Origin of the sequence: Flavobacterium xanthum (genome assembly GCF_900142695.1) — a bacterium.
GTDB classification, from domain to species: domain Bacteria; phylum Bacteroidota; class Bacteroidia; order Flavobacteriales; family Flavobacteriaceae; genus Flavobacterium; species Flavobacterium xanthum.
The window spans coordinates 43,525-57,067 of sequence record NZ_FRBU01000002.1; the positions used below are offsets into that span (position 1 = coordinate 43,525).

The 13,543-nt window shown below is 33.7% G+C and carries 13 protein-coding genes; 10 read left to right on the forward strand and 3 right to left on the reverse strand.

The window, feature by feature from the left end; all coding sequences use genetic code 11:
• Positions 1-83 precede the first annotated feature (83 nt).
• From ilvN to acs, 3 genes are all read left to right on the forward strand, one after another.
• Complete coding sequence (ilvN, locus tag BUC11_RS01330) at positions 84-605, forward strand: acetolactate synthase small subunit (RefSeq protein WP_073351130.1); 522 nt, start codon at positions 84-86, stop codon at positions 603-605.
• Between the two features lie 120 nt (positions 606-725).
• Positions 726-2,195 carry a ketol-acid reductoisomerase gene (gene ilvC, locus BUC11_RS01335; protein ID WP_073351132.1) on the forward strand — a complete coding sequence of 490 codons (1,470 nt, stop codon included), beginning with the start codon at positions 726-728 and terminating at the stop codon, positions 2,193-2,195.
• Between the two features lie 511 nt (positions 2,196-2,706).
• The gene (acs, locus tag BUC11_RS01340; RefSeq protein ID WP_073351134.1) at positions 2,707-4,614 is read left to right on the forward strand and encodes an acetate--CoA ligase; all 1,908 of its coding nucleotides are present in this window, start codon (positions 2,707-2,709) and stop codon (positions 4,612-4,614) included.
• On the opposite strand, the gene BUC11_RS16705 is transcribed toward acs, so the two are convergent.
• Positions 4,615-5,340 carry a hypothetical protein gene (locus BUC11_RS16705; protein ID WP_139259408.1) on the reverse strand — a complete coding sequence of 242 codons (726 nt, stop codon included), beginning with the start codon at positions 5,338-5,340 and terminating at the stop codon, positions 4,615-4,617.
• 104 nt (positions 5,341-5,444) lie between these two features.
• On the opposite strand from BUC11_RS16705, the gene BUC11_RS01350 reads away from it, so the two are divergent.
• The 7 genes from BUC11_RS01350 to BUC11_RS01380 all read left to right on the forward strand — a co-directional run bounded on the left by BUC11_RS01350 (position 5,445) and on the right by BUC11_RS01380 (position 10,992).
• The gene (locus BUC11_RS01350; RefSeq protein ID WP_073351139.1) at positions 5,445-6,557 is read left to right on the forward strand and encodes an NAD(P)/FAD-dependent oxidoreductase; all 1,113 of its coding nucleotides are present in this window, start codon (positions 5,445-5,447) and stop codon (positions 6,555-6,557) included.
• The gene (locus tag BUC11_RS01355) at positions 6,558-7,271 is read left to right on the forward strand and encodes a methyltransferase domain-containing protein (protein ID WP_073351142.1); all 714 of its coding nucleotides are present in this window, start codon (positions 6,558-6,560) and stop codon (positions 7,269-7,271) included. It begins immediately after the preceding gene.
• The gene (locus BUC11_RS01360) at positions 7,268-8,320 is read left to right on the forward strand and encodes a type III polyketide synthase (protein WP_073351325.1); all 1,053 of its coding nucleotides are present in this window, start codon (positions 7,268-7,270) and stop codon (positions 8,318-8,320) included. The genes BUC11_RS01355 and BUC11_RS01360 overlap by 4 nt, the downstream gene beginning before the upstream one ends.
• 16 nt (positions 8,321-8,336) lie before the next feature.
• Positions 8,337-8,783, forward strand: coding sequence for a 3-hydroxyacyl-ACP dehydratase FabZ family protein (locus BUC11_RS01365; RefSeq protein ID WP_073351144.1), 447 nt, complete (start codon positions 8,337-8,339; stop codon positions 8,781-8,783).
• 38 nt (positions 8,784-8,821) lie between these two features.
• Positions 8,822-10,099: a beta-ketoacyl-[acyl-carrier-protein] synthase family protein gene (locus tag BUC11_RS01370; RefSeq protein ID WP_073351147.1), complete on the forward strand. Its 1,278-nt coding sequence runs from the start codon at positions 8,822-8,824 to the stop codon at positions 10,097-10,099.
• A 93-nt stretch (positions 10,100-10,192) separates the two neighbouring features.
• Positions 10,193-10,447, forward strand: coding sequence for an acyl carrier protein (locus BUC11_RS01375; RefSeq protein ID WP_196829033.1), 255 nt, complete (start codon positions 10,193-10,195; stop codon positions 10,445-10,447).
• Between the two features lie 53 nt (positions 10,448-10,500).
• Positions 10,501-10,992 (forward strand): 4'-phosphopantetheinyl transferase family protein, encoded by a 492-nt coding sequence (locus tag BUC11_RS01380; RefSeq protein ID WP_073351151.1) that lies wholly within the window; start codon positions 10,501-10,503, stop codon positions 10,990-10,992.
• Between the two features lie 8 nt (positions 10,993-11,000).
• Here the strand turns inward: BUC11_RS01380 and BUC11_RS01385 are convergent, their stop codons facing one another.
• A complete protein-coding gene (locus BUC11_RS01385) occupies positions 11,001-11,597 on the reverse strand; it encodes a 3'-5' exonuclease (RefSeq protein ID WP_073351156.1) in 597 nt (198 codons plus the stop codon).
• 2 nt (positions 11,598-11,599) lie between these two features.
• Positions 11,600-13,516 (reverse strand): DUF294 nucleotidyltransferase-like domain-containing protein, encoded by a 1,917-nt coding sequence (locus BUC11_RS01390; RefSeq protein ID WP_073351157.1) that lies wholly within the window; start codon positions 13,514-13,516, stop codon positions 11,600-11,602.
• Between the last annotated feature and the right edge of the window lie 27 nt (positions 13,517-13,543).

The window sequence follows — 13,543 nt, forward strand, 5'->3', positions numbered from 1 at the left end:
TTAAGGTTTAAAGTTGTTGGAAACTGAAAATAATGTTCCTCAACTTTAAACTTTAAACATAAAAACTTTAAACAAAAATTAAAATGGAAAATAAAACATTCACCATTTCTGTATATTCAGAAAACAACGTTGGCTTATTAAATAGAATATCTGGAATATTCTTGAAACGCCATATCAATATTTTAAGTTTAAATGTATCCGAATCGGAAATCGAAAGTGTCTCTCGATTTATTATTGTAGTGAATACAACCGAAAAATGGGTGCAAAATATAGTAGGGCAAATTGAAAAGCAAATAGAAGTTATCAAAGCATTTTACCATGTTGATGAAGAAACTATTTTTCTGGAAAATGCTTTGTTTAAAATTGAATCCAGTTTATTATTCGACGAAAAACAGATTCAAAATATCATCAAAGAAAGCCATTCTGAAATAGTAACCGTAGCAAGAGACTTTTTTGTGATTTCAAAATCAGGGCAACGTGCTGAAATAGAAGCATTATACGAAAAATTAAAACCCTTTGGAATCATGCAATTTGTTCGCTCGGGAAGAATTTCCGTTTCAAAAGAAAGAATGCAAATTTCAACACTATTAGAAGAACTTTCATAAAGTGTTCAGTTTGCAGTGTTCAGTCGCCGTGCAGTTTGTCATTCCGACGAAGGAGGAATCTCAACATGATTAGCATCAATTATTAAATTATAAAAATTTACATTCATTAAATATAAAAAAATGGCAAATTATTTCAATTCATTACCACTTAGATTACAATTAGAACAATTAGGCGTTTGCGAATTCATGGATCAATCTGAATTTGTAGACGGAATTAAAGCTTTAGAGGGGAAAAAAGTAATTGTTGTAGGTTGTGGAGCTCAAGGTTTAAACCAAGGATTAAACATGAGAGATTCTGGCCTAGATATTTCTTATGCTTTGCGTGCAGATGCAATTTCCGAAAAAAGAGCTTCTTATAAGAATGCTTCTGATAATGGATTCAAAGTGGGAACCTATGAAGAATTAATACCAACCGCTGATTTGGTTTGCAACCTTACACCGGATAAACAGCATACGGCTGTCGTAACAGCAATTATGCCTTTGATGAAAAAAGGATCTACATTAGCTTATTCTCACGGGTTTAATATTGTCGAAGAAGGAATGCAAATTCGTAAGGACATTACTGTAATTATGTGTGCTCCAAAATGTCCTGGTTCCGAAGTACGAGAAGAATATAAAAGAGGTTTTGGTGTGCCTACTTTAATCGCGGTTCATCCTGAAAACAATCCCAATGGAGAAGGTTTCGCTCAAGCAAAAGCCTATGCAGTAGCAACAGGCGGTCATAAAGCGGGAGTTTTAAACTCATCATTTGTTGCGGAAGTAAAGTCTGATTTGATGGGAGAACAAACCATTCTTTGTGGAATGTTACAAACAGGTTCTATTTTATGTTTTGATAAAATGGTAGAAAAAGGAATTGAGCCTGCTTATGCTTCGAAGTTAATTCAGTACGGTTGGGAAACAGTAACAGAAGCTTTGAAACATGGTGGAATTACTAATATGATGGATCGTTTATCAAATCCTGCAAAAATTGAAGCTTTCCGTTTGTCTGACGAATTAAAAGAGATCATGCGTCCTTTGTTTCAAAAACACATGGATGATATTATCTCTGGTGAATTTTCAAAAAATATGATGATTGATTGGGCTAATGATGATATTAATTTATTGACTTGGAGAGCTGCAACTGCAGAAACTAATTTCGAAAAAACAGCGCCAACAGCAGCTCCTATTTCAGAACAAGAGTATTTTGACAATGGAGTATTAATGATTGCTATGGTGAAAGCAGGCGTGGAGTTAGCTTTTGAAACCATGACACAAACAGGAATTATTGAAGAATCGGCGTATTATGAATCGTTGCATGAATTGCCTTTAATAGCGAATACAGTAGCCAGAAAAAAATTATATGAAATGAACAGAATCATTTCGGATACTGCAGAATATGGTTGTTATTTATTTGACCATGCATGTAAACCGCTATTAACGGATTTCATGAAAACGATTGATACAAATGTAATAGGTAAACCTTTTTCAAATTCAAACGGAGTAGAAAATGCGGTTCTTATTGCTGTAAACAAAACAATACGCCAACATCCAATTGAAGAAGTTGGAGAATGGCTAAGAGAATCTATGACCGCTATGAAAAAGATAGGATAAATAAAAATTAGGAATTACCACATGAAAGGGTGTGTGGAATTAGCACTATATCATTTGATTAGATAATATTTTGAATTAGTTAAAATTTATTAAAAAAGGTAAATGATTATGGATGCTTTTACATTCACTTAATTTTAAACGAGCTTAAAGTTGAGTGAAGTAATTCTTAATGAATAATGGGTCTGTAGAATATCCCTTTTGTTTATAGTTGTAAGTTGGTACAGAAAATCTTCCTATATTAATCCTTTTTTAGCTGTTTTTTAGGATGTGATTTATTCAATTTATTGGTGATTATAATTGTTGTTAAATTTTGTTGATGCATTAGGTGTGGTAGATTTAAATCTATCTCGCCCTTTTGTGTTTTATAAATTTTGCCAAAACAATAAAAATTGAACTAATTAGTACCAAAACAGCCTTATAATTTGATAATCTGTATTTTTTTGTCGGTATTTATAAAATATATAATTTAAAGAATAGCTAGAGATTTAATACTTTTATAAAAAATTATATTATGAGCTACTACAAAATTGAAAATCTAGAACAATATTTTAAACATTACAATAAATCAGTTCGTGAACCTAGAAAATTTTGGGGTAAAATAGCAGAAGAAAATTTCACTTGGTACCAGCAATGGGATAAAGTTGTTGACTTTAATATGGCTGATGCCGACATTAAATGGTTTACGGAAGCCAAAGTAAATATTGTCAAAAATTGTATTGACAGGCATCTTGCAAAAAGAGGGGAGAAAACGGCAATTATTTTTGAACCTAATGATCCTTCCGAGACCGCATTGCATATTACTTATACTGAATTGCATCAACGTGTTTGTAAAATGGCAAATGTATTGCGAGAACAAGGAATAACAAAAGGAGATCGAGTGTGTATCTACTTACCGATGATTCCTGAGTTAGCCGTTTCAGTATTGGCTTGTGCAAGAATTGGAGCCATACATTCTGTTGTTTTTGCAGGATTTTCAGCCTCGGCGGTGGCCAGTCGTATCAATGACAGTAGCTGTAAAATGGTTATCACCTCAGATGGAGGTTTTCGTGGAAACAAAACCATTGATTTAAAAGGAATAATTGATGAAGCATTAGAAAAATGTCCTTGTGTCGAAAAAGTTTTAGTAGCCAAGAGAATTCACTCTGATATCACTATGAAAGAAGGACGTGACCAATGGTTGCAACCACTTTTGGATCAAGCTTCAGACAATAATGTAGCCGAAATTATGGATGCTGAAGATCCATTATTTATTTTATACACGTCTGGTTCAACTGGAAAACCGAAGGGAATGGTTCATACTACAGCCGGTTACATGGTCTATACCGCGTATACTTTTAAGAATGTTTTCAATTATGAAGAAAGTGATGTTTTCTGGTGTACTGCCGACATTGGTTGGATTACCGGACATTCCTATATCCTTTACGGACCATTATTGAACGGAGCAACTACTGTACTTTTTGAAGGAGTTCCTTCGTATCCTGACTTCAGCCGTTTTTGGGAGGTAATCGAAAAACATAAAGTGACACAGTTTTATACGGCTCCAACTGCTATTCGTGCTTTGGCAAAAGAAAATGTCAAATTTGTACAAAAATATCCATTGAAGTCGCTGAAAGTAATTGGATCTGTAGGAGAACCAATCAATGAGGAAGCTTGGCACTGGTACAATGACCATGTTGGTGATAAAAGATGTCCTGTTGTAGATACGTGGTGGCAAACAGAAACAGGTGGAATTATGATTTCGCCGTTGGCATTTGTTACACCAACAAAACCAACATACGCTTCTTTGCCTTTACCTGGAATCCAACCTGTTCTTATGGATGATAAGCGCAATGAAATAGAAGATAATCAAGTGACGGGAAGCCTATGTATTAAGTTTCCGTGGCCAGGAATTGCTCGAACTATTTGGGGGGACCACCAGCGCTATAAAGACACCTATTTTTCGGCCTTTCCAGGGAAATTTTTTACGGGAGACGGTGCATTACGCGATGAAGTGGGCTACTATAGAATTACGGGTCGTGTCGATGATGTAATAATTGTTTCAGGACACAATCTAGGAACAGCACCCATAGAAGACGCAATTAATGAGCATCCAGCCGTTGCTGAGTCAGCAATTGTCGGTTTCCCACATGACATCAAAGGGAATGCTTTATATGGCTTTGTTATTTTGAAAGAAATGGGAGAAACCAGAAACAAAGAAAATCTAGCTAAAGAAATTAATCAACATATTTCAGATCATATTGGACCAATAGCTAAATTAGATAAAATCCAGTTTGTTTCTGGTTTGCCAAAAACCCGTTCTGGAAAAATTATGAGGCGAATCCTTCGAAAGATTGCCGAAGGAGATTATTCTAATTTTGGAGATACATCAACGCTGTTGAATCCTGAGATTGTAGAGGAAATTAAAAATAATAAAGTATAATTAAACTGAAGGTTGAGAATCATCTAAATGATTTTCAACTTTTTTTTTGCTTACAACAAAGAGATAAATTAAATAGAAAGAACCAAAATGAAGTAATCTATCTAAACTATTTAAAACAATATTGTGTACAAAATAAGTGCCAATGGCGGCAAAAACATCATTAAAAATAAGGGCAAAGGCTCCGAAAAAGAAATAGTATGCTTTTCTATCTCCAAATTTACTTAAGTACAATACGGCCGTAACACCTAAAAATACAGTAATGATGGCATTAAAAACTAAAATAATATTAAGATATTGATCACCAATGGCAGATATCAAAATATACAAAATTAGCAGTAAAAACATGCAATTTAGTAGTAATATAAAAAGTGTAAATCCACTAGGCAGTGTGTATAATTTACTGCTTTTAATGGATCGATAACCTAATCGTATTAGAGATAAATAGCAAAAAAAAGAGGCTACCATGGCTGCTCTAAACAAGTGTGCTGAATCCTCCCAAAACAAGATTAAAAGCTGGTAAACATAAAAAAAGGATACAAATGAAATATAATTCAATGTAAGTTTCTTGCCATTAGTTAGTACGGCATAGCCTATGAAGCATGGTATAATAAAAGGTTTTATATATATTACTAGACTGGGATCAAAAAGAATCCCTGCACAATAATAAACTACCACCAAAATAATAGTTAGTGAAAGTAATACTCGCTTAATAGTGGTTTTTTTCATAGTTAAAACAAATCTAGTACTTTATATTTTTTATTACAAAATTTGTGTAAAAATTTAGAGCATTTTAAAACGCTTTATAGATCTAAATTCTTAAGTTTACCACTATGATACAAAATTCAATAGTTATTGTTGGTGGCGGTTTGGCAGGACTAATTGCTGCAATCCATCTTAAAAATAATAACTATACTGTTTTAGTAATCGAAAAAAATGAATTTCCCAAACACAAGGTCTGTGGCGAATACATTTCTAATGAAGTTTTACCTTATCTAATATCACTTGGTTTAGAGATTAATTCGATGCTTCCTAAACACATTGATACACTTTCCTTTTCATTAGTTTCTGGAAAATCTTTAAACACAGTTTTGCCTTTGGGCGGATTTGGGATAAGTAGGTATCAATTAGATAACTATTTATATCACCAAGCGAAAGAGCGTGGTTGTGTAATTGTTCAAGAGACGGTAAATGATATTGAATTTTTAGACGGTACATTTACAGTCACCACAAATTCGAATACCTATGCTACATCAATTGTACTTGGAGCTTTTGGAAAAAGATCCAATCTAGACATCAAATTAAAACGTAACTTTATTCAAAAACAATCACATTGGTTAGGTGTTAAGGCTCATTATAAGCTAGATTTTCCAGATGACTGTGTTGGTTTACATCATTTTAAGGGAGGCTATTGTGGTGTGTCTAAAATAGAAAATAATTTAGTAAATATATGTTATCTTGCCAATTATGACACATTTAAAAAGTACAAGTCTATTGAAGAGTATCAAACTCACGTAGTTTATCAAAATCCAAATTTGAAAGAAATTTTTAAAAATGCTACCATACAATTTGAAAAGCCTTTAACAATTAGTCAAGTTTCATTTGAAGAAAAAAAATGTATAGAAGAGCATATACTTATGATTGGTGATACCGCCGGATTGATTCATCCTTTGTGTGGAAACGGAATGGCAATGGCTATTCACAGTGCAAAACTAGCGGCGGAAAATACAATACATTTTTTAGAAAATAAAATTGATAGAGCCACCTTAGAAGATAATTATTTAAACGATTGGAATAAAAATTTTAAAAAAAGATTGCAAACAGGTCGTCGGTTAGGAAAGCTATTACAACATGAAAAAACAGCACAAATTGTACTGAAAATTTTGATACTTTTCCCATTCCTTCTGCCAATGATAATAAAAAAAACGCATGGTAAACCTATATAAATGGCTATAAACACAACGCACAGAACCAATGATTCCGAAATAATGGATGACTTTCTGCTCGAAGGAGAAGAATTAAGAGATGCCTTGGATAAAATAGCTAAAATTAATCAGCTTTTAGGAGGAAATCAGTTAACTTTAAAAGGAGTAAGGGAACTAATTGCCAAAGAATCCAAATCAAAAGAAATTGTAATTCTTGATGTAGGTTGCGGTAATGGTGATATGTTAAGGACTTTAGCCGATTTTGGATTAAAAAATAATTTGAAATTCCGATTGATAGGAATTGACGCTAATAATTTCACCATTTCACATGCTCGAAAATTATCTGAAGATTATCCCAACATCAGCTACCAATGTCTAGATATTTTCAGACCTTCATTTGCAGAATTAAAATATGATATCGTTCTGTGCACTTTGACATTGCACCATTTCAAAGACGATGAAATTGTTCAGTTGTTGAATGTATTTGAAAGCAATGCAAGTATAGGCATAGTGATCAATGATTTACATCGAAGTGCAATTGCATACCGCTTGTTTCAAGGATTATGTTTTGTGTTTCAATTGAACGACATGTCAAGAGAAGATGGATTGACTTCAATATTAAGGGGTTTTAAAAAGGAAGAGTTAGTTCGTTTCTCCAAAAAATTAAACTTTATCAACTATAAAATTCATTGGAAATGGGCTTTTCGCTACCAATGGATAATTTCAAAAATATGAGTGTAAAAATTAAAACCGTAACAAAACAGTTACCAAAATATTCCAGAAATACAGATGAAATACTTCCTTTTTTGGATTCCTGGTTAGTAGGGCAAGACGAACGTTTCATTAGAAAAGTAAAGAAGATTTTTGAAGGAGCAGCTGTAGATAAAAGATATTCCATTATGGATCCAATTGAAGTATTTACAAAAACTTCATTTGAAGAAAGAAATGATATTTATGTTCGTGAAGTCATTGACTTAGGGGAAAAGGTTCTCGAAAAAGCACTGACAAAAGCCAATTGGAATCCAGAAGATTTAGATTACATCATTACAGTCAGTTGTACCGGTATTATGATTCCTTCACTGGATGCCTATTTAATAAACAAATTAAAATTACGTCAGGATATTGTTCGCCTTCCCGTTACTGAAATGGGTTGCGCGGCTGGAATTTCTGGGATTATATATGCTAAGAATTTCTTGCAAGCCAATCCAGGAAAACGTGCTGCTGTCATTGCAGTTGAAAGTCCAACGGCAACGTTTCAATTAGATGATTTTTCGATGGCAAATATTGTAAGTGCAGCAATTTTTGGTGATGGAGCGGCTTGTGTGTTGCTATCTTCTCATGAAGATGATGAAGGCCCGGAAATTGTAGCGGAGGAGATGTATCATTTCTATGATAACATTCACATGATGGGTTTTAAACTAACGAATTCAGGATTGCAAATGGTTTTAGATATTGAAGTGCCAGAAACAATTGCTTCTCATTTTCCAGCTATTATTTATCCGTTTTTAGAAAAAAACAATTTAAAAATAGAAGATATTGATCATTTAATATTTCATCCCGGTGGAAAAAAAATTGTACAAACAGTAGAAAGTTTGTTTTCGAGTATGGGAAAAAATATCGATGATACGAAAGAAGTTTTGCGCTTATATGGAAACATGTCTAGTGCCACAGTTTTATATGTTTTAGAGCAAATAATGGAGAAGCAGCCTAAAAAAGGAGACAAAGGATTAATGTTAAGTTTTGGCCCTGGATTTTCCGCACAACGGGTTTTGTTACAGTTTTAAATCAGTGTTCAAAAATATGACTAACCAAGAAATCATAGCAAAATTACCGTATTCCAAACCGTTTTTGTTTGTGGACGAAATTCTTCATATCAACGAAAATGGAGTAGAAGGTACGTATTATTTTGACGAGAATCTGGATTTTTACAAAGGACATTTTAAAGATAACCCGATAACTCCAGGAGTTATCCTAACAGAAGTAATGGCGCAAATTGGATTGGTTTGTTTAGGAATTTTTCTATTAGATGATTCATTTAATAAAGCTACTTCAATTGCCTTAACATCATCAGAAATAGAGTTTTTAAAACCGGTATTTCCTACTGAAAGAGTGACTGTAATTTCAGAAAAAATATACTTTAGATTCGGAAAATTAAAATGTAAAGTAATTATGAAAAATAAAAAAGGAGAAGAGGTTTGTACGGGAACAATAGCAGGAATAATGGTTTCAAAGAGTGAAATAAATTAATGTTCTTAATGCCTTAATGGTTTAAAATTAATTTTTGTATGGAAAAACGAGTAGTTATAACGGGTCTTGGTGTTGTTGCTCCAAATGGAGTAGGACTTGATGTGTTTACTCATGCTATCAAAAATGGAATTTCAGGGATTAAGCACGACGCAGAGTTGGAGCGATTACAATTTTCTTGTCAAATTGCTGGAAAACCTGAAATTTCTACTGAACTGGCATTGCAATATTTCTCAGAATTAGAGTTACGAAACTTCAATTCAACTGGGATTTTATATGGGGTGATTGCGGGAATAGATGCTTGGAAAGATGCTGGTTTGACTTTAGAAAATAACGAAGAACCGGATTGGGACAGCGGAACCATTTTTGGTACTGGAACTTCAGGAATTGATAAATTTCGCGAAAGCATTTATAAAATAGATGATTTTCAAACACGACGGTTGGGAAGTACGGCCGTAGCACAAACGATGAATAGTGGTGTAAGTGCTTACTTAGGTGGGAAATTAGGATTAGGGAATCAAGTGACAACTAATTCTTCTGCCTGTACAACAGGAACCGAAAGTATATTGATGGCTTATGAACGAATTAAATTAGGTCAGGCCAAACGCATTTTAGCAGGGAGTACCAGTGACTCTGGACCGTATATTTGGGGTGGTTTTGATGCCATGCGCGTGTGTACTTTCAAACATAATGACGCACCAGAACAAGGCTCGAGACCCATGAGTGCTAGTGCTTCGGGATTTGTTCCAGGTAGCGGAGCAGGGGCTTTGGTTCTAGAAGATTTAGAAACTGCTTTGGCTCGTGGTGCCCGAATTTACGCTGAAGTCTTAGGAGGAAACATCAATTCTGGAGGGCAACGGGGATTGGGAACCATGACGGCACCAAATCCAATGGCGGTACAAAGGTGTATTAAAAATGCTATTGCAAATGCTGGAATACATCCAAACGAGATTGATGCCATCAACGGCCATTTGACTGCAACTTCTAAAGATGGTTTAGAAATTCAGAATTGGAGCGAAGCTTTAGAACGAAAAGGGAAAGACTTTCCTTATATAAATTCCTTAAAATCAATGGTAGGTCATTGCCTGTCTGGAGCGGGAAGTATTGAAAGTGTAGCATCGGTATTGCAATTAGATCAAGGATTTGTTTTTCCGAATATTAATTGCGACGATTTGCACGCCGAAATCACAGCACTCATCGATGAGTCCAAGATTCCAAAAGAATTGATAAAAAAAGAACTAAATATAATTGCTAAAGCCAGTTTTGGTTTTGGAGATGTCAATGGTTGTGTGATTTTTAAAAAATGGAAAGCGGCATAGCCTTAAAGACCTAATTTATCACGTCAGTCCTTTCTTCACAAACAAAGTAGTAAAGCTAAAATAAATTAACAGAAATAACAGATCAAATAAATGATAAGTAAGCAAGAAATAATCGAGCAATTAAAAACCATCGTAAAACCGTATGTACAAAATCAGGAATCATTTGATGCCCTTACAGAGGAAACCGATTTTATCAATGATTTAAAAATAAATTCAGCTAACCTTGTCGATGTGATTCTAGATATCGAAGAGAAATACAATATAATAATTGATAATGAATCGATGGAAAAAATGATAAATGTAAAAGCGGCGATGGAAATTGTTGCAATAAAACTAGCTGAAAAGTAGAGTACAAGTATTAAAATGATTCTCTTTTATTGTTCCAAACTGAAAACTAGCAAATGATAGGAAACGATATTGTAGATTTGGCTTTAGCTAAGAAAGAAAGCAACTGGCAACGGAACCGTTTTTTAGACAAAATTTTTACAGAAAAAGAGCAACTGCTTATTGCTAATGCCTTAAATCCAGAGATAATGGTTTGGAACTTATGGACTAGAAAAGAAGCTGCTTATAAAATCTACAATCGGGAAACGGGAATCAGAGGCTATATTCCGTTGCAATTAGACTGTTGGTACGAAAGTGAAAATTTAGGAACCGTTTCTTGCAATGGCTTTACATACCATACGCAAACACAAATTTCAAACGAATTAGTTTATACTATTGCTGTTGCTAAAAAAATGTATTTTAGTCAAATTAAGAAGATAGAATTAGAAACAAAAATCACCAAAATCAATGGTGTTCCATTTGTTAAAGACATTTCAAGTTTAATTGTAAGCCCTGTTTCAATTACACATCATGGGCGGTTTTGGGAGGGAATAATGCTTGTTGAATAGATTGAAAGCTACTTTATGCCCAATCTCGATTTTAACTTTAAAAATAACAAAGCAGTTTTATACGCATCTTCGGCTGCTGAATTTCGATCGTTTTTAGGAATATTGTAGGCAGTGCAAAGTTCATCTAGGGAAAATTGCTTGTCGTTAATATCATTTAGTTTTCGATGCATAACATCAATGTCTAATGCTTCATTTTTTAAGCGCCCACAATCTAACCTTTCTAAAGCAGCGTTGATCATCTCGACATCAAAATCGATATGATGTCCAACTAAAGTGGAATTCCCTATAAAATCGATAAATGCTTTTATAGCATCCGGCTCTCCTAGTTTTTTCATTTTACTCTCTACCAGAAATTCATTAGAAAGACCATTATCATGGAAAAATTTATATTGTAATAAAACCGCTTCAAAACTGTCACCTATAATGATACTGCTGTCAATTACTGCAAAAGAACCAATAGATAAAATAAAATCTTTATCTGTATTTAAACCAGAGGTTTCTGTTGATAAAACAACATATCGAGATGATTTTTTATCAAATTTTGAAACATAATTTTTCCAAAATTCAGGGTGTTCTTTATTAATATTTTTTAGCCAGTCTAACATGATTATGAAAATTGTGTAAGTTGAAATTTTCCTTTTATAAGTTCTTCTAATTCCCTCATAGGAGCTAATGCATTTTTTAATTTTTCACGATCAATTTTTGATAATTCTTCCAAATTTATAAATTGGCCTGAATTGTCATTTTTTAGACCTTCTGATATTCTAAATTTTGATAAAGTCAAAAAGGCTTCGGCACAATTAAGATAAATTTCAGCATGTTTTGGGTCTGTGATTGATAGTTGTTTGAATCTTTGGAACGTATTATTAATGCCTCTAATATCAAAATACAAAGCAAAAAGTCTCGCGCCATCAATTAATGGCATCAAGGCCCGTGTTTTAATATCAAATTTGTCTTTATTGACTCCCTCTTCTTCAACATTGAATTTTTTGAAAAAAGTTAATGGAGAGTTTTTTCGTAATGCATCGTTTCCAAGAAAGTCAAAAAACAAAGTGTTGTTTTTTGCATTTTTGAAAACGACATTTCCAATCGCATCTTCAATTTTTTGTTCTCCAAAAGTGATTTCATAATCAAAGAAAATACTGCTTAAATCATTACTGTTTTCACCTGGAGTATTCATCCAACTATCGTACTGTTTTATCCAGTCTGTCAAAGACTTACACCATAACATATTACTTCCCATGTGTCCGTTTGGACAAAGTTCGTAACCAATTTTTTCAAGCGTGGCCGTCGTTCTTTTTCCCAACTTTAAGAAATAGTCTTTTACCTCTCGATATTTGTCCGCAGACACATCTTCAAAGATCAAAATACTATCTTGATCCGTTAATAATAATTGTTCTTTTCTACCTTGACTTCCTATACTCAACCAGGCAAAACGGGCAGGAGGTGAGCCTAAATCTAAAATCGATAATTCAACTGAACGTTTAATGATTGCCAAATTGATTTCGCTGGCAATATTAAATACGTGAGAAAGCGGTATATTTTTTGAAATGGACGTCTGAATTAAATCAGTTAACCGTTCCCGAATTTGTTTTAATTCTTTTGATGATTGACAGCGTTTAATTTCTTTGATTAAAACCCCTGGATTATTAGCTTGCGCAAGAATTAAATCGTGTTCACTAATAATTCCTTTAACAATAGATTTATCGGTACCATCTTGAGTTACACACAAATGAGTCACATTATATTTTAGCATCAGCAATTGCGCTTCGGCTAAAGAAACATTTTCCAATACTGTAATTACAGGCGAAGACATTATTTTAGCAACAGAGGCAGTCAGAGGAAATCGTCCCGTGGCAACTTTAGAGCGCATATCGGCGTCTGTAATAATACCTAAAGGAATATTATTGTCACAAACGACAATATTATTCTTTAAAGCTTCGGTCATTAATTGCGCAACTTCTTGAACTATAGCGCTACTATTGGTTTTTAAGGGCGAAGTGTTGTAAGATAAAGTTTGAAAGTATTGCATTTCGGACTGTTGATCTGAATAAAAAACGTTGTCAGAGATCAATTTTCCTATTAAATTTTCTTTATCCTTGGGATTCCGCGTGTTCACAGCAAAACTTTCCAATAAAAAATTTAAAACTTCTGCATTATTGGCTACAAAAGGCCGAAAAGTAGCAATAGGAATGGCATAAACAATGCTTTCTTCTCTTGCTTTTGCCGTCATCATGTAATTGTTTTTAGCAAAAAATGGACGCAAACCAAAAATATCTCCTTCGTTACATTTGTTCAATAGTGTTTCCTCTGCATCAGCAATCACAGATAAATTGATCACACCAGAGGCGACAACATAAAAACTATCGTGCAAAAGATCATTTACCTGGAACAATATTTTGTGTTTTTCTAAATTTACCACTCGGATACTGGTCGCAATTATTGATAACTCTACAAAAGTCAAATGATTAAATGGTGGGTATTCCTTTAAAAAGTCAGCAATGTGTTCCGCAATTGTATTCATAGTTTGCAAATAAAGAATGTATATTTT

Excerpts from the sequence above, each read along its gene's own strand:
- ilvN (WP_073351130.1), top strand. The coding sequence starts at position 84 with ATGGAAAATAAAACATTCACCATTTCTGTATATTCAGAAAACAACGTT.
- ilvC (WP_073351132.1), top strand. The coding sequence starts at position 726 with ATGGCAAATTATTTCAATTCATTACCACTTAGATTACAATTAGAACAA.
- acs (WP_073351134.1), top strand. The coding sequence starts at position 2,707 with ATGAGCTACTACAAAATTGAAAATCTAGAACAATATTTTAAACATTAC.
- BUC11_RS16705 (WP_139259408.1), bottom strand. The coding sequence starts at position 5,340 with ATGAAAAAAACCACTATTAAGCGAGTATTACTTTCACTAACTATTATT.
- BUC11_RS01350 (WP_073351139.1), top strand. The coding sequence starts at position 5,445 with ATGATACAAAATTCAATAGTTATTGTTGGTGGCGGTTTGGCAGGACTA.
- BUC11_RS01355 (WP_073351142.1), top strand. The coding sequence starts at position 6,558 with ATGGCTATAAACACAACGCACAGAACCAATGATTCCGAAATAATGGAT.
- BUC11_RS01360 (WP_073351325.1), top strand. The coding sequence starts at position 7,268 with ATGAGTGTAAAAATTAAAACCGTAACAAAACAGTTACCAAAATATTCC.
- BUC11_RS01365 (WP_073351144.1), top strand. The coding sequence starts at position 8,337 with ATGACTAACCAAGAAATCATAGCAAAATTACCGTATTCCAAACCGTTT.
- BUC11_RS01370 (WP_073351147.1), top strand. The coding sequence starts at position 8,822 with ATGGAAAAACGAGTAGTTATAACGGGTCTTGGTGTTGTTGCTCCAAAT.
- BUC11_RS01380 (WP_073351151.1), top strand. The coding sequence starts at position 10,501 with ATGATAGGAAACGATATTGTAGATTTGGCTTTAGCTAAGAAAGAAAGC.
- BUC11_RS01385 (WP_073351156.1), bottom strand. The coding sequence starts at position 11,597 with ATGTTAGACTGGCTAAAAAATATTAATAAAGAACACCCTGAATTTTGG.
- BUC11_RS01390 (WP_073351157.1), bottom strand. The coding sequence starts at position 13,516 with ATGAATACAATTGCGGAACACATTGCTGACTTTTTAAAGGAATACCCA.